This is a genomic window from Nocardia sp. CC227C, assembly GCF_030767025.1.
GTDB lineage: Bacteria > Actinomycetota > Actinomycetes > Mycobacteriales > Mycobacteriaceae > Nocardia.
Genome location: NZ_JASITE010000027.1, coordinates 44887 through 62589, shown reverse-complemented (window position 1 = coordinate 62589; position 17703 = coordinate 44887). Strand labels below are relative to the sequence as shown.

At 66.9% G+C, this 17703-nt stretch carries 34 protein-coding genes; 31 read left to right on the top strand and 3 right to left on the bottom strand.

All coding sequences use genetic code 11. The annotated features are described in order from the left end of the window. The first annotated feature begins 147 nt into the window (after positions 1-147). Complete coding sequence (locus QMO76_RS34155) at positions 148-1398, top strand: site-specific integrase (protein ID WP_306365507.1); 1251 nt, start codon at positions 148-150, stop codon at positions 1396-1398. Positions 1399-1409: 11 nt separating this feature from the next. On the opposite strand, the gene QMO76_RS34150 is transcribed toward QMO76_RS34155, so the two are convergent. The 3 genes from QMO76_RS34150 to QMO76_RS34140 all read right to left on the bottom strand — a co-directional run bounded on the left by QMO76_RS34150 (position 1410) and on the right by QMO76_RS34140 (position 3292). Beyond that, positions 1410-2225, bottom strand: coding sequence for a hypothetical protein (locus QMO76_RS34150; RefSeq protein ID WP_306365506.1), 816 nt, complete (start codon positions 2223-2225; stop codon positions 1410-1412). Positions 2226-2278: 53 nt separating this feature from the next. Further along, positions 2279-2569 carry a helix-turn-helix domain-containing protein gene (locus QMO76_RS34145; RefSeq protein WP_081872763.1) on the bottom strand — a complete coding sequence of 97 codons (291 nt, stop codon included), beginning with the start codon at positions 2567-2569 and terminating at the stop codon, positions 2279-2281. Positions 2570-2992: 423 nt separating this feature from the next. Beyond that, positions 2993-3292 carry a helix-turn-helix transcriptional regulator gene (locus QMO76_RS34140; protein WP_306365505.1) on the bottom strand — a complete coding sequence of 100 codons (300 nt, stop codon included), beginning with the start codon at positions 3290-3292 and terminating at the stop codon, positions 2993-2995. A gap of 152 nt (positions 3293-3444) precedes the next feature. Between QMO76_RS34140 and QMO76_RS34135 the strand changes: the two genes are divergently transcribed. From QMO76_RS34135 to QMO76_RS33990, 30 genes are all read left to right on the top strand, one after another. After that, on the top strand, positions 3445-3903 hold the full coding sequence (locus tag QMO76_RS34135) for a helix-turn-helix domain-containing protein (RefSeq protein WP_306365504.1): 459 nt from the start codon (positions 3445-3447) through the stop codon (positions 3901-3903). After that, complete coding sequence (locus tag QMO76_RS34130) at positions 3900-4115, top strand: hypothetical protein (RefSeq protein ID WP_306365503.1); 216 nt, start codon at positions 3900-3902, stop codon at positions 4113-4115. Before QMO76_RS34135 ends, QMO76_RS34130 begins: the two co-directional genes overlap by 4 nt. Next, positions 4112-4798: a phage antirepressor N-terminal domain-containing protein gene (locus QMO76_RS34125; protein WP_306365502.1), complete on the top strand. Its 687-nt coding sequence runs from the start codon at positions 4112-4114 to the stop codon at positions 4796-4798. The genes QMO76_RS34130 and QMO76_RS34125 overlap by 4 nt, the downstream gene beginning before the upstream one ends. Beyond that, positions 4795-5031 (top strand): hypothetical protein, encoded by a 237-nt coding sequence (locus QMO76_RS34120; RefSeq protein ID WP_306365501.1) that lies wholly within the window; start codon positions 4795-4797, stop codon positions 5029-5031. The genes QMO76_RS34125 and QMO76_RS34120 overlap by 4 nt, the downstream gene beginning before the upstream one ends. A 338-nt stretch (positions 5032-5369) precedes the next feature. Further along, positions 5370-5903 carry a hypothetical protein gene (locus QMO76_RS34115; protein ID WP_306365500.1) on the top strand — a complete coding sequence of 178 codons (534 nt, stop codon included), beginning with the start codon at positions 5370-5372 and terminating at the stop codon, positions 5901-5903. Beyond that, a complete protein-coding gene (locus QMO76_RS34110) occupies positions 5900-6127 on the top strand; it encodes a hypothetical protein (RefSeq protein WP_306365499.1) in 228 nt (75 codons plus the stop codon). The genes QMO76_RS34115 and QMO76_RS34110 overlap by 4 nt, the downstream gene beginning before the upstream one ends. Positions 6128-6296: 169 nt before the next feature. Then, on the top strand, positions 6297-6539 hold the full coding sequence (locus QMO76_RS34105; protein WP_306365498.1) for a hypothetical protein: 243 nt from the start codon (positions 6297-6299) through the stop codon (positions 6537-6539). After that, the gene (locus QMO76_RS34100) at positions 6536-6832 is read left to right on the top strand and encodes a hypothetical protein (protein WP_306365497.1); all 297 of its coding nucleotides are present in this window, start codon (positions 6536-6538) and stop codon (positions 6830-6832) included. The genes QMO76_RS34105 and QMO76_RS34100 overlap by 4 nt, the downstream gene beginning before the upstream one ends. Next, entirely contained in the window at positions 6816-7076 is a 261-nt protein-coding gene (locus QMO76_RS34095) for a hypothetical protein (RefSeq protein WP_306365496.1), read from the top strand. The genes QMO76_RS34100 and QMO76_RS34095 overlap by 17 nt, the downstream gene beginning before the upstream one ends. Positions 7077-7241: 165 nt before the next feature. After that, positions 7242-7460 (top strand): hypothetical protein, encoded by a 219-nt coding sequence (locus QMO76_RS34090; protein WP_306365495.1) that lies wholly within the window; start codon positions 7242-7244, stop codon positions 7458-7460. After that, positions 7460-7822, top strand: coding sequence for a hypothetical protein (locus QMO76_RS34085; protein WP_306365494.1), 363 nt, complete (start codon positions 7460-7462; stop codon positions 7820-7822). The genes QMO76_RS34090 and QMO76_RS34085 overlap by 1 nt, the downstream gene beginning before the upstream one ends. Beyond that, on the top strand, positions 7819-8346 hold the full coding sequence (locus QMO76_RS34080; protein ID WP_306365493.1) for a WhiB family transcriptional regulator: 528 nt from the start codon (positions 7819-7821) through the stop codon (positions 8344-8346). The genes QMO76_RS34085 and QMO76_RS34080 overlap by 4 nt, the downstream gene beginning before the upstream one ends. Beyond that, positions 8343-8747: a hypothetical protein gene (locus tag QMO76_RS34075; RefSeq protein WP_306365492.1), complete on the top strand. Its 405-nt coding sequence runs from the start codon at positions 8343-8345 to the stop codon at positions 8745-8747. The genes QMO76_RS34080 and QMO76_RS34075 overlap by 4 nt, the downstream gene beginning before the upstream one ends. Continuing rightward, on the top strand, positions 8744-8914 hold the full coding sequence (locus QMO76_RS34070; RefSeq protein WP_306365491.1) for a hypothetical protein: 171 nt from the start codon (positions 8744-8746) through the stop codon (positions 8912-8914). The genes QMO76_RS34075 and QMO76_RS34070 overlap by 4 nt, the downstream gene beginning before the upstream one ends. 126 nt (positions 8915-9040) lie before the next feature. After that, the gene (locus tag QMO76_RS34065; protein ID WP_306365490.1) at positions 9041-9862 is read left to right on the top strand and encodes a PD-(D/E)XK nuclease-like domain-containing protein; all 822 of its coding nucleotides are present in this window, start codon (positions 9041-9043) and stop codon (positions 9860-9862) included. Between the two features lie 2 nt (positions 9863-9864). After that, entirely contained in the window at positions 9865-10416 is a 552-nt protein-coding gene (locus tag QMO76_RS34060) for a hypothetical protein (protein ID WP_306365489.1), read from the top strand. Beyond that, on the top strand, positions 10413-10544 hold the full coding sequence (locus QMO76_RS34055; RefSeq protein WP_306365488.1) for a hypothetical protein: 132 nt from the start codon (positions 10413-10415) through the stop codon (positions 10542-10544). The genes QMO76_RS34060 and QMO76_RS34055 overlap by 4 nt, the downstream gene beginning before the upstream one ends. Then, complete coding sequence (locus tag QMO76_RS34050; protein WP_306365487.1) at positions 10541-10960, top strand: HNH endonuclease; 420 nt, start codon at positions 10541-10543, stop codon at positions 10958-10960. The genes QMO76_RS34055 and QMO76_RS34050 overlap by 4 nt, the downstream gene beginning before the upstream one ends. Beyond that, positions 10957-11130: a hypothetical protein gene (locus tag QMO76_RS34045; RefSeq protein ID WP_306365486.1), complete on the top strand. Its 174-nt coding sequence runs from the start codon at positions 10957-10959 to the stop codon at positions 11128-11130. Before QMO76_RS34050 ends, QMO76_RS34045 begins: the two co-directional genes overlap by 4 nt. Next, entirely contained in the window at positions 11127-12173 is a 1047-nt protein-coding gene (locus QMO76_RS34040; RefSeq protein WP_306365485.1) for a site-specific DNA-methyltransferase, read from the top strand. The genes QMO76_RS34045 and QMO76_RS34040 overlap by 4 nt, the downstream gene beginning before the upstream one ends. A gap of 51 nt (positions 12174-12224) precedes the next feature. Then, complete coding sequence (locus tag QMO76_RS34035) at positions 12225-12890, top strand: hypothetical protein (RefSeq protein WP_306365484.1); 666 nt, start codon at positions 12225-12227, stop codon at positions 12888-12890. Then, positions 12880-13575, top strand: a complete 696-nt coding sequence (locus QMO76_RS34030) for an HNH endonuclease (protein ID WP_306365483.1) — start codon at positions 12880-12882, stop codon at positions 13573-13575. Before QMO76_RS34035 ends, QMO76_RS34030 begins: the two co-directional genes overlap by 11 nt. A gap of 1083 nt (positions 13576-14658) precedes the next feature. Next, positions 14659-15099 (top strand): hypothetical protein, encoded by a 441-nt coding sequence (locus tag QMO76_RS34025; RefSeq protein WP_306365482.1) that lies wholly within the window; start codon positions 14659-14661, stop codon positions 15097-15099. Continuing rightward, positions 15084-15500: a hypothetical protein gene (locus QMO76_RS34020; RefSeq protein WP_306365481.1), complete on the top strand. Its 417-nt coding sequence runs from the start codon at positions 15084-15086 to the stop codon at positions 15498-15500. The genes QMO76_RS34025 and QMO76_RS34020 overlap by 16 nt, the downstream gene beginning before the upstream one ends. Beyond that, positions 15493-15927, top strand: a complete 435-nt coding sequence (locus tag QMO76_RS34015) for a hypothetical protein (protein WP_306365480.1) — start codon at positions 15493-15495, stop codon at positions 15925-15927. Before QMO76_RS34020 ends, QMO76_RS34015 begins: the two co-directional genes overlap by 8 nt. Next, positions 15924-16085 carry a hypothetical protein gene (locus QMO76_RS34010; protein WP_306365479.1) on the top strand — a complete coding sequence of 54 codons (162 nt, stop codon included), beginning with the start codon at positions 15924-15926 and terminating at the stop codon, positions 16083-16085. The genes QMO76_RS34015 and QMO76_RS34010 overlap by 4 nt, the downstream gene beginning before the upstream one ends. A 12-nt stretch (positions 16086-16097) precedes the next feature. After that, positions 16098-16877 (top strand): HIT family protein, encoded by a 780-nt coding sequence (locus tag QMO76_RS34005; RefSeq protein ID WP_306365478.1) that lies wholly within the window; start codon positions 16098-16100, stop codon positions 16875-16877. After that, positions 16874-17137, top strand: a complete 264-nt coding sequence (locus QMO76_RS34000) for a hypothetical protein (protein ID WP_306365477.1) — start codon at positions 16874-16876, stop codon at positions 17135-17137. The genes QMO76_RS34005 and QMO76_RS34000 overlap by 4 nt, the downstream gene beginning before the upstream one ends. After that, positions 17134-17280, top strand: a complete 147-nt coding sequence (locus QMO76_RS33995) for a hypothetical protein (protein WP_306365476.1) — start codon at positions 17134-17136, stop codon at positions 17278-17280. The genes QMO76_RS34000 and QMO76_RS33995 overlap by 4 nt, the downstream gene beginning before the upstream one ends. After that, complete coding sequence (locus QMO76_RS33990; RefSeq protein WP_306365475.1) at positions 17277-17690, top strand: hypothetical protein; 414 nt, start codon at positions 17277-17279, stop codon at positions 17688-17690. Before QMO76_RS33995 ends, QMO76_RS33990 begins: the two co-directional genes overlap by 4 nt. The last annotated feature ends 13 nt before the right edge of the window (positions 17691-17703 follow it).

Here is a 17703-nt window from a genome sequence, read left to right as displayed (position 1 = left end):
AGGGTAGGCGCTCTGCCAGCTGCGCTCGTTTCGAATAGTGCTGGTAAACAGCGGTTTAGGTATTGCATCCGCACGCACCTGCGCGCAACACTTAGTGTGCAGTTAGTGTGTAGCGCCTGTCAAGGGCCGGATGCCGGAGGGCCGCAGATGCCACAGCCGAGGAAGACTACCCCCAAGGAGCCCCACCGCCGCCGCCCTCGCGGCACCGGCGGGCTGTCCCAGCGCAAGTCCGGCAAGGACAAGGGGCTGTGGATCGGGACCTACAGCTACGAGGACGAGTACGGGGAGATGCGGCGCGCATCGGTGTCCTCGCGCGATTTCCAGATCGCCAACCGGAAGCTCCGCGATCTCATCACCGAGGTCGAAAGCGGGGAGTACTCCCCGCGGGCGCGGATGACGGTGAAAAAGTGGATGGATTACTGGGTCGAGGAGATCGTCAAACCGCACACCGAGCCGAAGACCTACCGCGGCTACAAAGGGATCATCGACAACCAGATCATCGAATACATCGGTGAGAAGCAGCAGCTGCCTGTAACTCCGGCGAAGATCCGCGGGAACCTCAAATTCGTCGGCGAGAAGTGGTCGGGGCGGATGGTGCAGCTCACGCATTTCGTCTGGCGCAAGTCCATGGAGGACGCGGTCAAGGAGCGCGTCATCAGGCGCAACCCCGCTGAGCACATCCCGAAGCCGAAAGCCGTCTCCCAGGCGGGCAAGGCGCTCAAGTCCGATGAGGCGCGCAGGGTGCTTATGGCGGCGATGGAGGTCGAGGACCCGATGGTGACTCGGTGGGCGGCGGCGTTCATGCTGGGCGCGCGCCAGGGCGAGCTGCTCGGCCTGGAGTGGGACCGGGTGGACCTGGAGAACATGACAGTGGATCTGTCCTGGCAGCTCCAGTCCATGCGTACCAAGCCGGGTGCATCGCTCGACGACCCGGACAGATTCGACGTGCCGGCGGGCTACGAGATCCGACCCTTGTATCGGCGATTCGCGTTGAAGCGCCCGAAGAGCGAGCGGTCCAAGCGGCTCACTCCCCTGCCGGTGCCGCTGGCCGCCGTTCTCAAGGTGTACAAGTCAACGGCCGAGCCCAACGACTACGGGCTGGTCTGGGCGACGGAGAAGGGTAGGCCGATCCCGAACAAGTACGACAACCAGGCATGGCATGACGCGCTGGCACGCGCGAAAGTTCCCGACGTCCGGCTCCACGATGCGCGGCACACGACAGCGACACTGCTTCAGGAGATGGGCGTAGAGGAGGCGGTACGGATGCAGATCATGGGTCATTCCACCGTTGCGGCGCAGCGGATCTACGCGCATGTCGACTTGTCGCTGGCGCGCAAGGCGCTCGGGAATCTGGACGGGTTGCTGGAGCTGTCAGAGAATGCAGCGGAAACGAGGTGATCGCCGCTTGGCTATTCCGCTGTGCGGGATCGCAGGCTCTCGGCGGCGTGGACCAACCCGACCGCGCCGCTGAGCGACAGTAGCGCGAGCCCGACGATCGCCCATGGCGCCATGACGTCCAGGGCGTGCGCTCGCAGCGTGTCGATGCCGCCGATCGCGGCTACCGCGGCAGCGGTAGCCGAGTATCCGATGCCACACGTGCCGATGCCGAGCATCACCCACAGCGCCCGACGGGGAGCTCGGGGGGCGCGCAGGTGAGTGGCGGCTGCCGCGACGACGAGGATGCCTCCCACGAACGCCCATCCGCCGTACATGATGGCGAGCGCCCGGGTGCCGGTGTCGTTCAACTCGAGCACGTCTTCGACCTCTGTGTGCGGGAGCTCGCTCACCGCGAACACGGACACAACGGCGGCGGCCGTGATGGCGTTGACGGCAGTCCACAGCCGTAACGCCGTTTCGTGCCTAGGCCCGCCTATGAGCGATTGGAGTCGTCGCACCCAGCTGCGGATCTGGGTGTCCCGCTTGAGCACGCGAAGCGCGAGAATCCCCAGCACCCACCACGCCGCCAGTGTGTGCAGGACGTGCCCGAGGTCGGAAAGATTGGCCCAACCGATACGATCGGCGAGGACTGGGTCGATGGCTCTGTCGACGGCCGGTAGGTAGAGCACGAAGCCGAGCGCGATTGCGCACAGTCCTCCGGTCATCCATCGGCGAGCGGTGCGACGGTGTGGCTCTTCGTCGGGCAACCATCTCGCGCGAAGAAAGATGAGACGGGCCAGGCAGACTGCGATCAGGAGGGTGAGAAAGCCGACGAGCACGAGCAACATGATCGGATCGTACGATTCGGCACCGACAGCTGCGGCCGATTTGGATTGATACATCACAGACCGAGAATGTCGCGCCATTCATCGACTCCGGTCGGGCTCGGATAGTCGCCCGCCTTCCACCGTTTCCTGGCCTGCGCGAAAAATGTTGTGGGAGAAATGTTTAGGATCTCGGCAACATCGAAGATATCGCTGGGCGACATGCTGCGGTCACCGGCCTCGGTCCGCTTGTACGTGCCACGACGCCACCGCAGCGCCGCCCACATCTGGTCAATCGTTAGCCCAGCTTCCTGTCGGCGAACGCGTAGCTCGTAGCCAAAGGCCCTGTCGAGGCTTCCCCGATCCATGGTCTAGAGGTTATCCCGAGACCGTATTGTCAGGTCAAGATTTTGACCGTAGGGTCTGTATCGGACGGACCCTGATGTGAGGTTCCGTACACCAGGTCTCAGCGACCCCAGTGGGCAGGGGAGCGTGTTTGCTGCGGGAGGATCAAAGTGAACAATAGGGTGCCAGAAGGGAATTCGGATGGCCGACCATTGCGCGAAGCGCTTCCGATGGGTCGGCGACTGTTTCGAAGCTCCTCGCCTGGCCTGTTCCCCGACAGTGCACCGACCATGCCGCGGCAGGGCAGCGCGGCGGACGTGGTGCAGACCGGCCGAGTCGCCGAGGATCTATCGGACCTGATCGTGGCCGCGAGGCACATGTCAGCCAGTCGGTTCATCCTGGCCGTCGCGGCGCGCGGGCATGATCCCGCCAAGGTGCTGAAAGCGCTAACCTCCGAAGCCCTTGGCCTGTAGCTCGCTCGCTCGCTGCATGATGTCGGGCAGTTCGAGGCCGAGCGCGGTCGCGATCTTGAACATTTGCGGCATCTGCAGCGACGACTCCCCTCGCTCGATACGGCCGATGGTGCGCTTGCTGATATGCGAGCGGTAGGCGAGATCGTCCTGGCTCCAGCGTCGCTCCAGCCGCAATATGCGGATTGCCTCGCCGAGCGCTAAGTCCAGCTTGCGCGCTGCGGCGTCCATCTCGTCGTCGTCCTGGTAGTCAGGATCGGCAGGCGATGTCGTCATGCTGTCCATTCTGGGGTCAAATCTGACCATTCGGCAAGAGGCGCACCAGCGCCAGCGCCTTGTCCTCGCGGTTGCCGAGTGGTGACTGAACCGTCCCCTAGAGGGACTAGCAAGTCTTGCAAAGGGACAGATTTGTCCCTAATGTGGTCGATATGTTCCCCATCAACACGGCGACCGCAGAAGCGGTCCGTGACGCAATCGCACGGACCGAGCTGACTGCGGCATCTGTCGCCCAGGGCGCGCATATCACCCCCACTGCCTGGCGACGCCGGATGCGCGGCCAGACCGCCTTCACCATGAACGAGCTGAGCCGAATCGCCGCTGTAATCGGCGTCCAGATCGGCCGCCTGATCGATCTGATCACGGAGAAACTGCGGATGACCTCGACAGATGAACTGCGTCTCTACACCCTGAGCGAGACCGCCGAGCGGCTCCACGTCACTGAGGACTGGCTGAAGAAACGCGTCCGCTCGGGGCGGATACCAGGCCGCAAGAGCGGTCGGGTTTGGACGTTCGCGCCAGACGACATCCGGGCCGCTATCGCTGCCATGGCGCCGACCTCGGCGGCCGACGCCAATCGCCATCTGCAAGGCGAGGGCGGTGCCGTATGAGCGTGCATCTCTCCTTGGAACACGGGGCGAACGTTCGGATTCGCTACACGCGCGCCGAAGCCGCACACATGCTCTCCATCTCCTTACGTCAGCTCGACACCCTCCGCGAGCGGCGCGAGATCGTCGGCCGCCGTGACGGCAAGCAGGTGTTCTTCGACCACGACGAACTCTTCTCCTACGCCAAGTCCCGCACTCCCGAGGGGGTCGAGTGAACGTCGTCGAGACCATCAACTTCCACGGCGACGACCTGCTGGTCGTCCTGGAGGACGGCAAGCCGCACGTCGTGCTGAAGCGGGCTTTCGAGCTGATCGGCTTGGACGCTGACCGGCAGATCGCCAACGTTCAGGAGCGGCATTGGGCCTGCACTGCTGTAACGGCAGTGCAGCTCCCCGGAGAGACGCAGCGGCGCAACGTTGTTGTCGCGGACATCCGGACCTTCCTGATGCATCTGGCGACGATCCCGCTGTCCCGGGTGGCGGAGCATGTCCGCCCGAAGCTGGCCGACTACCAGCGTGAGGTGGCCGATGTGATCGAGGCGCACTTCACCGGCAATCGAGAGAAGGTGTTCCAGCCGACGACGGTCACGTGGACCGAGCTGGCGGCGCTGATTCGGCAGCGGTACGGCATCCCCCTCGAGGTCGTGGATATCACGCGGGCACTTCGGGATGGCGGCGTGCTGATGCAGGACTGCTGCAAGCCGAAAAAGGCGTACCGGCAATGGTTTTGGTTCACCGGTTCCGCCTGGACGATCCACCCTCACGTGCTGCCGGAGCTGACGCGGAAGCTGGTGGACACGCGGCGTTCGCTGGGCGACATCCAGTCGCAGTTGCAACTGGACCTCGCGCTGGACGAGCAGCTGCGCCGCGAGATCGGCGGCAAGGGCGGTGCGTCATGACCCGTCTGCGTGCCTATGTCGTTGATGCCTGGTCGATCGTCCGCATAACGGTGTGGCTGGCGGTGCTGGCGATCCTGTCGGGCTGGGTGCTGTTCCTGTCGACGGTGATCGGCGCTGACGCGCTGGTGGCCGTGGTGCGGGTCGCGCTGGCCACGTTGGGGTTCGCGGTGGCGGGCGCGGTCGCGTTCGTGCTGGCGGCGCTGGCGCGGGCCGCGGTTCGGGGGCGGCGATGAGCACGCTCCTGGCTGTCCTCGCGGTGTGGTCGCTGCTGGCGGTCCCGGCCGCTCTGCTCCTGGCCCGGATGTTCCGTCGCCCGCCGCCCGTGTCGGTGCCGAAGGACGACGTCCTCGAATCGCGAGTGCCTGACCTGAATCCGTGGGCTGGCGTCGCGGTGATGGCGCTGCATTCCCATACGGCTGCTGAGCCGTGCGATGACCGCTGCACGGAGTACGCCGACCCGAAGTCTTCCTCTGCGCCGGTGAAGCGTCCCGGTGTGGAGGCCGTAGGCCCCGGTCTCGAGCCGGGGCCTACTTCCCAAGCGTCCCCGTGAGGGGATTCGGCCGCCCGAGACGTGACCTCGGACGGCCGACCTAACAGAAGAACGCAAGAAGAGAGCATACCAATGGCTGTCCATTCACCTGCGTGTCAGCGTTACCTCGATGAGCTGATGCACGCCCCGGAGGGGACTCCGGAACACACGTTGGCCGAGCACTTCTCGGCGTTGGATGACGCACAGATCCGGGACGAGGTCATCGAGTACGTGACCGAGTATCCGGCTGCGACACCGCATGTGCGGGTCGGACTGCACTTGTGGGCGGTGATGGCGGAGGACTTCCGTGCCGAGGTGGTCGCGATCGACGATGCCCGGGAGGCCGCGTTCGCGGTGCTGCGGGAAGCGAACGAGCGCGGGCTGACGGGTGCCGGTGCCGAGGCGATGTCGGCGGCGATGGCCGATGTCGATGCCCGGTGCGAAGTCCTGCGGCGCAAGTACTTCCCGCAGTGGAAGGAACTCACTGTCGCGCTCGGGGCGGTATCGGTGGTCGACGCGCATGGCCGAGTCGAGTGGGTGTGTGTTCGCCCCGCCGGTGAGGCGGTGCAGCGATGAACCTGCGCGCCTTCCTGGAAGTCCTGTTGGACGAGCAGTTCCCGCAACCGGCTGGTGTGCGTGAGGTCGCTGAGCATGTGGTGGGGATGACGCATGGCCCGTCGCGGGTCGCGTATTTGGAGCGGGTGATGGCCGCGAATCCGGGCACGGCTCGGGTGGCTGAGGTGGCGTATGACCTGTGGCTCGGTGTGACCGGTGGGTGGGACGAGGGGGCGGAGTCGTGAGCCGCCCGCATCTTCCCCCGTATCTGGCTGACCGGTTCACGCACGCCTTCGTAGTGGCGCTGGCCGTGGCTCTGCACCGCAGCGAGTCCCATGACCCGCCCGCCCGGACCGCACCGCCCGCCAACGACTGGCCGGAGTGGAGCTGGGCAGAGAAGGGAGGAAAGCACTGATGGCTATCCGTTTCGTGACCGAGCTGCCAGTGTCGTCGCCGATAGCCGACTTCGCCGCAGCGCTGCGGGAACGCCCGGGCGTGTGGGCGCAGTGGCCGACGCCGATCAGCGCGCTGTCGGCGAAGACGTACACGTCGAAGATCCATCGGGGTGTGATTCCCGCGTTCCGGCGCGGGGAGTTCCAGGCGCGGTCCGCTGCGGGCGTTCTGTATGTCCGCTACATCGGCGAGGTGCGGTCATGACCGGCACCATCGGCCACGCCTACCGCACCGACGTGCGCCCGTTCTGGGGCGGGTCTCCGTTCCTTGACCGCGGGGCTGCGGTCTACGTGCTGGAGCCGCCGCTGCTGTGGCAGGTGGGCGTCACCTCGAGCGTGATCGTCGCCTGTAACCGGCGTACTGGGGTGACGGAGGTGTTCGCGGCTTACGACACCGGTGATCTGGTGAGTCCGGCGGTGTTGATGCACGGCTCGAATCACATGTCCGCGTTGAACGGTCTCGGCTACGAGGTGGTGCACCATGCTGGCCGGGCGTGAGCAGCGAGAAGCGTTGGCGCAGACCCTGTCCAAGATCCCTACCGTCTGCCCGGCCGTCATGCACGGATGGGTGACGCAGGGGTTCCGCGACGACGTCACCGCTGATGGTGAGGACTTCCGCAATCCGGTGCCGGACACCTCGAGCGGCGCTGTGTGCGCGGTGGAGGCGGCCGAGCACAAGCACGGCTGCTGCTGGTGCGGGAAGTTTCGAGCCGGGCTGGAGGTGACCGATGGCCGGGCGTGAATGGTGGGTGGCCCCGCAGGCCGCGCATGACCGGGGCGCGCGGATGCACACCGGCAACCGCCCGGGTGCCGCGCGGTGGGTGAAGGCCATGGGTCCGTGTCCGTGCGCGGATTGTCTCGGTCCGACATCGGCGAATCAGCCCTTCGACCTCGAGGAGGCGCGGCGGTGACCCCGGCGTGGTGGGACGTGCTCGGGCGGGGCTGGCAGTTGATGGCTGCGGGGTTTCTGTTGTGGGCGCTGGTCGGGATCGTGGCCGGGCCGGGCGAGGAGTACTCGTGCGCCCCAGCCGATCCCGACGACGAGGACGACGCCGACGATCTGGTCGGGGATGCGTGGGACCGCGGGCATGACCGGTGGGTCGCCGACCGGGACGGAGTCCTGTGATGGCCCGGAAACCGCCGCTCTCGGACGAGCAGGTGCTGGAGATCGTGCGCCTGCACGACCGCGGCGTCCAGCCTGCGCGGATCGCTGAGCAGTTCGGGCGATGCAAGGACACGATCCGGTCGATCGTCCTCGGCAGAACGTACCGCGGAGTGACCTGCCCTGATCACAAGCCCGGCCCCGCGTGTGAGTGCCGAACCTGCCGGATCTATCGGCGGCACGAGGAGAACCAGAAACTCGCTCTCGCCGTCTCGACAGCGTTCCGGTGCGTCGTCTGCAACGCCCCGGTCTCGCGGCGCGTGGTCGTGGTGCAGCGCGCCCGCGGGCTGGTCCGGTGCAACGACTGCGACAGGAGGCGCAAGTGAGCGAGTGGGAGGAGCGGGCCGCATGTAGCGGCAGTGCGTGCCCGGAGATTTGGTTCAGCTATACCCGCAGCGAAGTCGAGGCCGCCCAGGCGATCTGCGAAGGCTGCCCGGTTCGCCGTGACTGCGGCGAGGCAGCGGTCAAGCGCGACGAGAGGTTCGGTATCCGCGCGGGTTTCGACCTGGAGGACGTCCGTCAACGGCGCGCGTTGGCCCGCTGGCTGGAAGGCGTCCAGGTGCTGGGTCGGGCCACCAAGATCTGCGCCGAGTGCGGTGGCTGGTTCGAGACCAAGCACGCGAACGCGACGCGGTGCCGCCCGTGCACGCACGGCCTGGTGGATTCCGGTCCGGTGGTGGAGCACCTGAAGCGGCTGCACGAGTTCATGACCTATCCCGAGATCAGCGATCAGGTGTTGGTCGCGCCGCAGACCTTGGGCAGCATCGCGAAGGGCCGGTACCCGCACATCAAACGCGCCAACGCCGAACGCATCCTCGCGATCCCGCTGCGGACGGGGGTGAGGTCGTGACGCTGACCGAGGTCACCGTGGGCCGCGATATCCCGACGACGTACGGGATCATCGCGGCCGGGCAGAAGCGGTACGCGACCCCGTCGGGTGATGGCCGGTGGCTGCTGTTTCTGTGGTTGCCGTCCGGGCCGCGCAGGGCCCGGGCGGTACTCGCCCCGCCGCAGTGGGTGAAGCACGGGACGAAGCGGCTGCAAACGGTGGAGCGGGAGGCCGCGATCCACGCCGACTACGAGCATGCCCGCTTCAACATGGGCATGGACAACGATGATGCGTTGCGTTGGATCGCCAATGGGTATGGCGGCCTGTCGTGGATGACGTTGCGCCGGTTGGGGTTCAACACTTACAGCCTGGAGCGGCAGGAACGTGAGGCTAGGGCGCTGAGGAAGCAGGCCGCCTCATGACCGCGCTCGTGTTCGCCGACGGCTTCTCCCGGCTGGTGCTGGAGCGCGACCCCGACGGCCGCCTCCGCATCAGCGTCCACGACTCCGAGCGTCCGGGCTTCACCTACACGGTGAACAACGCTGCCGATCGCGGCGAGATCTCCGAGTTCGTCAGGGGGCCAACGTGACCAACGCCCTGTGCTGGATGACCGACTACTTCGTTCCCGAGTGCTGGCTACGTGCCTGCATCCACTCGGACAGCCCTCTCCTCCCGTGCCGATCCCGGGAGGACATCACCGACAAGGAGACATCTCGTGCCGATCGACACTGACCAGGCACCGACCGTACCGGGTCTGTACGAGGACATCCCGGAAGCGATTTACCACGGCGACAAGAACAGCCTGTCGTCCTCCGGGATGCGCACCCTGCTCCGCGAAGGTGGGCCCGCAACGTTCAAGGCCGCAGTGCCCGTGTTCTGCGACGAGTTCGACGAGGGCACCGCCGCGCACACCCTGCTGCTCGGTACCGGAGCGCCGGTGGTGGAGGTCGAGACCGACACCTGGACCCCGAAGGCGAAGGCCGAACGGGACAAGGCACGTTCTCGAGGCGAGATCGCGCTGAAGACCAAGCAGTTCCAGATGGTGCACGACATGGCCGAGGTGGCGCGCAATCAGTCCGCCGTCGCCGAGTTGCTGTCCATGCCGGGCCGCGCGGAGACGTCGGCCTACGCGATGGACCCGACCCGTTTGGTAATGCTGCGGGCCCGCACCGACTTCCTTGTCCTGGAAGGCGATCGGGCGCTGGTCGTGGACTACAAGACCACCCGCAACGCGGCACCGCGCTCGTTCCGCAAGTCCGCCGCCGAGTACGGCTACCACATCCAGGATGCCGCCTACCGGCGCGTGCTGCGCGAACTGGGCATCGAGGTGGAGCAGTGCATCTTCATCGCGCAGGAGAAGACCCCGCCATATCTGGTGTCGCTGCACGAGTGGGACACCACCGCGCTGGCTGAAGCGGACCGGCAGGTGGACAAGGCGATCGCAATCTACGCCGAGTGCCGGGACGCCGACTACTGGCCCGGCTATGGCGACCACATCCATCCGATGAGCCTGCCCGACTGGGCATTTGGGGAGTGAGCATGGGCGACCAGAAGTTCAACAACGGCGACTACGTGGAGGTCGCAGAGCGGATCCGGGAATTCCGACAGGCCCACCCGGACGGCGCACTGCGCCCGGTCGACCCGGCCGTCCCGTATCGGATCGAGACGCTCGGGGACCAGACGTTCATCGTGGTCGTGGCCGCCGCCTACCGGGATGCCAACGACCAGAACCCCGGCATCGGGATGGCCTGGGAGCGCTTCCCCGGCAAGACCAACTTCACCCGTGATTCCGAGCTGATGAATGCCGAGACCAGTGCCTGGGGTCGTGCGATCGTCGCGGCCCTGGCCGCGGACACCAAGCGGGGCGTGGCCTCGGCGGACGAGGTACGGGCGCGCGCCGCCCGGGCCGCGGCGGGGCTCCCGGCCGCTGATTTCGCCCGCGCCAAGCTGATGCGGCTGTGCAACGCCCGCGGCATCGACCCCAACAGGGTGGCTGCGGAGTTCAAGCGGGAGCACGGCATCGAGCTGCGGACCGCCACCGACGACGCAGCTATCGAGGCGCTGCTGCACCGATACCAGGAGACCGCATGACGATTCTCGCTGAGTGCGCGCGGGCTGTTGGTGAGCCGATGACGTGGTGGCAAGCGCTGCTGGTCACGCTGGCGTGCTTCGCCGTGGCTACCGCGATAGCCCTTCTCGTGTTCAGGGGGCGGCAGTGACTATCCAGCGGAAGCCGAAGTACATCGCGGCGCACATGCTGCAACGCCTGGCGAAACGTCAGCCGCGCACGCCGAAGCCGAAGAACCCGGGCATGACAGCCACCCGCAAGCTGGTAGCGGAGCGTTCGGGTGGCTGGTGCGAGATCTGCGGGGTGATGCGGGCGGAGTCGATTCACCACCGCCGCAACCAATCCCAGGGCGGTCCGTGGACGGCATCGAACTGTGTCCATGCCTGCGGTGACGGCACCCGCAAATGCCATGGCTGGGTGACGATGCATCCGAAGGACGCGGCGGCCGAGGGCTGGCATCTGGAGGCGGGCGACGACCCGCTGAAAGTGCCGATCATCTCCGGTCTGCACGGTGTCGTGCGGCTCGCTGATGACGGCAGCATCACACCGGTCGGCGGTGCGGCATGACCACGGATGTGCTCTGGCTTCCCGGCTCGTTCCAGCACTGGCGGACGTGGGGCGGCGCGGTGGCGTACGCCCGCGGCTACCTCCTCGACTCTCGCCACACGCTCGACTACGTCCGGCACGGGCACGCCCAGGCGCTCGCCGACACCGTGAACCGGGAGGTGGCGCCTTGACCGTCTACTACGCCGACGACGCGGTAACGATTCACGCGGGCGACTGTGTCGTGGTCCTTCGCGAGATGGCCAGCGCCTCGGTGGATTCCGTCGTGACCGACCCTCCTTACGGCTTGGAATTCATGGGTCAGGAGTGGGATTCGTTCAAGCCCGCGTCGGCTCGGTTCCGCACTCGTGAGGATGGGCGCACCAACCCGGCGGCCGGGAAGTCGACCGTCACCACGCCCGAGGCGTACATCGCTGGGCGGCCGTTCCAGGAATGGTGCGGGACCTGGGTTGCTGAATGTCTCCGGGTGCTCAAGCCGGGCGGCTATTTGCTGGCCTTCGGCGGCTCACGAACCTGGCATCGGCTCGTAGTGGCAGTCGAGGACGCTGGATTCGAGATCCGGGATTCGATCGCGTGGCTGCACGGGCAGGGCTTCCCGAAGGGGGCAGCGTTCCTGAAACCCGCGTTCGAACCTGTCGTTGTGGCGCGTAAGCCTCTGGCGGGGACGGTCGCTGAGAACGTCGCACGATACGGGACGGGCGGACTCGATATCGACGGCTGTCGAGTCAATGACCGGTGGCCTCCCAACGTCGTGTTGGACGAGAAGACCGCAGCCGATCTGGACCGGCAGACCGGCCAGCGGCGGCCCGGCGCCGCGACGATAGCCCGTCGATCGGGGATCGGGTTCTCGGGCGGGAGCGCCGGAACCGCAGCCGGTGAACGTGTCCTGCACGAGGGCGGATCCGCGAGCGCGTTTTTCCCTGTGTTCCGGTACGCGTCCAAGGCGCGCGGTAGCGAGCGCCTGAGCGTGAACAGTGTCCGGCATCCCACAGTGAAGCCGCTCGGGTTGATGCGCTGGCTGGTGCGTTTGGTCACTCCGTCGGGCGGGCTCGTGCTGGATCCGTTCGCGGGCTCGGGCACGACAGCAGAGGCGTGTGCACTGGAGGGCTTGCGCTGTGCCGCGATCGAGCGGGAGCCGGACTATCTGCCGCTGATCAAGGCGCGGTTGTCCAAGCCGATGGAGATCGGTTTCGACTTCGAGGAGGGGTTGTCGTGACCGGGCACGCCCAGGCACTCGCCGAAGTGATCAATCAGGAGGTGGTGCCCGATGGGGCGTGAGAGCACCGACCTGCGGGCGATCATGGCCCGTGACGAGCGCCGCCGCCGCATGCTCAACGACCCCGACCTCACCGGGGACGTGCTGTTGTTCGCACTCGCCTTGGATGAGCTGCTCGCCACCCGCAAGGAGCAGGGCCGCCGCAGCTTGAAGAACTGGGTCGCGGAGGTGGCCGAGCTGGCGCACGGCACCGACGACTACTACCAGCGGTATTGGGGCAAGAAGGTCATCCGCGACGACTTCCCCCGCTACGAGGTCATCGACCGTAACCCTGGTCGGCCTCGATGTGTGGCACCGATGGTGCGCCGTGAGGGCGTGTGTGGCCGGTCCTCGCAGGTGTGGTTCGTCGACCCCGATCCAGAGACCGGCGAAGGCCGATACGTCGGCTTGTGTAGGCGGCACCGCCCGGGCTTGGAGGGCTACTACGAGCGACGCCGGGAGCAGTGGCGGCGCAACGGGAAACCGCGCCCGCCCGCGAACACCGGTGGCGTGCTGCGCCGCTACTTCAACGCGGACTGGGACGCCATCTATCAGTGGGCGCGGCCGGGTGTGGAGCCGATGGAGGGCGGGCGTGAGGCGACCCCGCCGCGGCCGAAGCTGCGACTGATCCCCGGCGGCGAATCCGATGACATCCAGGAGGTGCCCGATGGGGCGTGAACTTGCCCAGATTCCTACGCGCCTTCATCGCGAGCCCGCGTTCCATGCACTCACGGCCGCGCAGCAGCACACGCTTCTCATGCTGTGCCTCCGGCCCGAACTCAACGCACTGGGCATCATGAACTTCTTGCCCGGTCGCATCGCCTCTCTCACATCAGATCTCGACGCTGGGGCTGTTGAGAAGAACATGCGCGACCTCGCCCACCGCGGGTGGATTGTGATCGACGACGACGAGTTCGAGATCTTCATCTGCCGGTACATGGAGTTCAACGGAGTCGGCAAGAACCCGAACCGCCTGCGCCGCGCTATCGAGGAAGCAGACAAGACCCGTTCGCTGCCCATCAAGGCGGCCGCGGCCCGAGCGCTCGCCGCCATGACGCGCCTCGATGCGCGGAAGGCGGCGAAGCGCCTGAGCCGTCCGGCGATCTCACGGTTCGTTCGCCAGGAGGTGTACGAGCGCGACAGCTGGCGCTGCGTCTACTGCGGGTACGCCTTCGATCCTGTCGACGAGGGCGCACCCGAGGACCAGGAGGCCGGCATCTGGCTGGAGCTCGATCACGTCAAGCCGTTCCTCGTCGGCGGTGAGGACACGGTCGAGAACCTGCGTGCCGCGTGCTCTACCTGCAATCGCCAGCGCGGCGTTGATGACGCCGATCTGTGGGCCGACCGGATCGGTGGTGCGTGATGGTGTGGTTCAACGTCGACGACACTCTTGCGTTTCATCCGAAGGCGATCCAGGCCGGGAACGCGGCCCTGGGGCTGTGGGTCCGGGCGGGTTCGTGGTCGGCTCAGACGCTCTCGGATGGCTTCGTTCCGCGTCAGATCGCGCGCAGTTTGGGCACTGTCGGACAGTGTAAAGCGCTCGTAGTCGCGGGTCTGTGGCATGAGGTGGATGGCGGCTACAGGTTCCACGAGTGGGAGCAGCGGCAGCAGACCAAGGAAGATGTCGAATCGCGACGCGAAATGGAGCGTAAGCGGAAGGCTGATCAGCGCAGACGTAAGAATGTCCCACCAGGACAACCGCCGGACAGTCAGCCGGACAACCCCCAGGACTCCCGCCGGGATTCCCCTGGGGAGTCACAGCAGGAGTCCGCACAGGAGTCCAGCCGGGAGTCCGCGGACCCTATCCCTTCCTATCCCTTCCCTTCCTCTTTTAGTGGTGCTGTTAGGGGGGATAGTCCGGTAGGTAGCGCGCGCGAGAAGCAGCCCCCCAGAGACCATCCCGGCCATCCGAGATTCGTCGAAGGCTGCGCCGACTGCGAGCGCATCCACGCCGACTACGAGGACTGGGTTTTCGAACGCCTCGATCACCCGCCCCGGGCGCACTGCCCAGCCCACCCGGGTGGCACGTCGGAGCCGTGCGGTGGATGCCGTGAGGCGCGGCGTGACCGCGAGCGCTGGGAGCGCGCCCGCGCTCGGGCCGAGGCGCGCAAGCGGTCCGACGCGGTTCACCGAGCCGCCGAGGATCGTGCTCGCGCCGCGGCCAACTGCGGCCTGTGCGATGAGCGTGGCTACGTCGGGATGGTGTTGTGCGATCACGACCCTGAGACCGCTGAGCGCGCGCGCCGCGGCCTTGCTCGCGCCCGGATCGCTGCGTGCCGCATGTGCGACGCGGACGGGTTGCGTGCTGACGGCTCGGAGTGTGATCACAAGCCGCCCCGCCGGACCGAGTCCCCGCGTGCCGCCCCGTCGTCCGCCAGGGATGCGCCTGGCCCCCCGGAATCCACATCCCAACCTGACCCCACCCTCACCGAAGAAAGCCGTGCCCATGCCTGACCTGAACATCCCTGTCCTGCGCCGCCTGCTCGCCGCTGAGGTGCCCGATCTGCTGCCCCTCAAGGTGGACCGCGCTGTCCGGTGCGAGGACCAGACCGCCGATACCGGGTTCTTCGTGTGCGACCGCAACGGGTTGGCGTGGGCGTCGGTGCGCAACGAAGACCGACCCACGTGCGAGCTGGTCGCCGCCGCGGTGAACAACCTCGGCGCGTTGCTGGATCGGCTCTCCGAGCTGGAGCAGGTCACCCAGTACGCGACCGAACGCGCACTGGCGGCCGAAGCCGAAGATCGCCTGGCTTCGTGCCGAATTCCCCGACATGCCCGAATACGAGGTGCCCCATGCCTGAGTTGTCCCGCACGCATCTGGATCACTTCGCGGGGGCGCCGCATCTCGCGGACCCGTGGGAGGTGGCAGCGATGGCGAAGGAGCTGATCGAAGCCCGCGAACGCCTGGCAGTCGCGCCCGCCGGCCACCTGCCCTCCGCCGCCGAGATCGCTGAGCTGCGCCAGGCTGTCCTCGACGACTACGAGGCACCCGACCCCGACCGGGTGTGGGTGTCCGGGTGGGCCGAGCGGGTGCATGGCCGGCCGGATGGCGGGTTGGTGGACGTGATCGACACCCTCGCTGCTGCCTGCGCCCGCATCACCGAGTTGGAGCAGAACTCCCTCGGTTACGTCATCGTGCTCAGGAACGACGAGGGCGAACTCACCTGCTGCGATGCCGTTTTCGATGCCGATGGCGCACGGACTGCCGAAGGGATCAGATCCGGATACGCACCCACAGGCGAAGCGGTCCTCATCGCCGAGCTGCGGGAGGTGAGCGACCGTGCCTGATCGTGACCTCATCACCGAAGGGCGGCGGCTCTTGGCTGAAGCTGGACTGGCTCCTTGGGTAGTCGGATCTGCCCGGCCGTCCGGCGGACACTACATCGGCACCGCGCCAGCCGATCCCGGCGATGCCGAGCTGATCGGCGAGACGGCCCATGCCGAGCTGATCGTGCACATGCGCAACACATACGGGCAGCTGCTCACCGAGCTGGAGCAGGCCCGTGACTCCCTCGCCAGCATGGACGTCATCCACGACGACGTGATCTCGGAGCTGGCGGATGTGCGCTCCACCCTGGACGAGGTCGCCGCCGCACTCGGAGTGTCCGGCGAGGGGCAGGGGGAGATCCTCGCTCGGCTGCGGGCTGCTCTCGCTGGCCGGGAGCGTCCCACGATCGACGACCCCCGCAACCCGAGCCGGGAGGCGCGGCCATGAGCGACCGGCTCACCGCGCTGGACGAGATCCAGTCGATCCGTGAGGCGCTGACTGATGCCGGGTTCGACGTGTACGCCGTCCACGGCCAGCAGCTGAACTACCAAGCCCCTGGCGGCGACCTCTTCAAGGTCGTCGTCACCAAGTACCGGAATCGCTGACGAGGAAAACATATGGCTGACAACGAGATTCCCGAGGCCGAGCTGCTGAGCCTCGCCCGGATCGCCTGGAACCGGGAGAACGAGGACGCGCAAGCCCCGGCTGGCGCGGGGTACCTCTGGGAAGAAGTCGACCGCGCGGTCCGCGACGGGCTGAAGGAGGGCGTGCGCGCGACAATCGCCGAGCTGCTGCGCCGGGGCTGGCGTCCTCCCACCCGGGTGATCGAGACCTACCCCGATCTCGAAGCCCTGCCGGTCGGCGCGGTCGTGATCGAAGCCGACCCGGGCTGGGAAACAAACCCGTACCCGGCCGTGTACGTACGGATCGCCTTAGAGGACGGCTTACTGCGGTGGAGCTATCCGGGCGACGATTGGGACCGCATCAGCGAGAAGATCACCCTTCCAGTGCGCCTGCTGTGGGAGCCCAAGGAGGAGGGGACCGGTGGGGACTTCCGCGAGGGCTGCCCCTTCTGCGAGCGTATCGCGGCCTTCGATTTCGAGCAGGCGTATGACGGCGCCGTCAGCCTCGAGCCACTGAACCCCGTCACGCCGGGCCACATGCTTTTCGTCCCGGCTTGGCACTCCGAGCATCCGAGCGGGGAAGGGGTCCGAGTGGCTATGAGCGCCGCCGAGGTCTATGCCAGCCGTGAGGGCTGCGACTTCAACCTGATCACCTCATCGGGAGTGGCTGCCACGCAAACGATTCCACACATTCACGTGCACTACGTACCCCGCCGGGAGGGTGACGGGCTGCACCTGCCATGGACCGGGCAGAAGCGGGAGGGCGACCGGTGAGCGGGTTCGTCACCTTCGAGCAGCTGCACGACTGGATCGGCCACGCGAAGTACCCGGATCTCGATGACGCCCGCGCCATGGCGGACGAACTGCTCCGGCTCCGCGAACTCATCGAGGAGTTCACCGATTCCGGTGACTGCTGGTTCGACCACAACGGCAACTGTCAAGCGCACGGCTTTTTCGGTCTGGAGCCGGGTGAGTTGTGTCCGCATGCGGAAGCGAAGCAGCTTCTCGCTGAATGGAAGGAGGGCGAACGATGACCCGCCTGGAGGACGCGCTCATCGCGGGCAAGCTCCATGTCAACGGACAGCCCGTGGTGGATTGGCAGTCTGATCCCAAGACCGGCCGAGTGGAGCTATTCCTCGCCGCAGAGTGGGAGCCCGAGGAGGGCGGCACCCGATGAACGCCAACGAGATCCGCCACGAGTTGGCGGCTGCCCTGGGGCGTGCTTTCTGGGCGGCCCAAGATCCCAGGCCGAACTGGCTGTTGCTCGCTGACGCTGTCCTGGCCGAGTTCCTGGTGGTGCCGCGCAGCGAGGTCGACGGCTTCGAGTACGGGTGGAGGGCGCGGCCTGGCGATCGAGTCCACCCGCGAGATGACCGGGACGCCGCGCTGCTCACCGCGCAGCGTCGCGGCGGTGAAGGGGTTGAGCGCGCCGCCCTCGCCTGGACACCACTGCCCGACAAGCTGTGCGACGGATGCGGATCTACTGAAACGCGTTGCCTCGCTGCGCCTGCCAGGGGAGCGATCAAGTGCTGCCCGGACTGCGACCACCGGCCGCCACTAGCCGAGGAGGCGGGCGATGGCCCTTGATCGCACCGGGGAG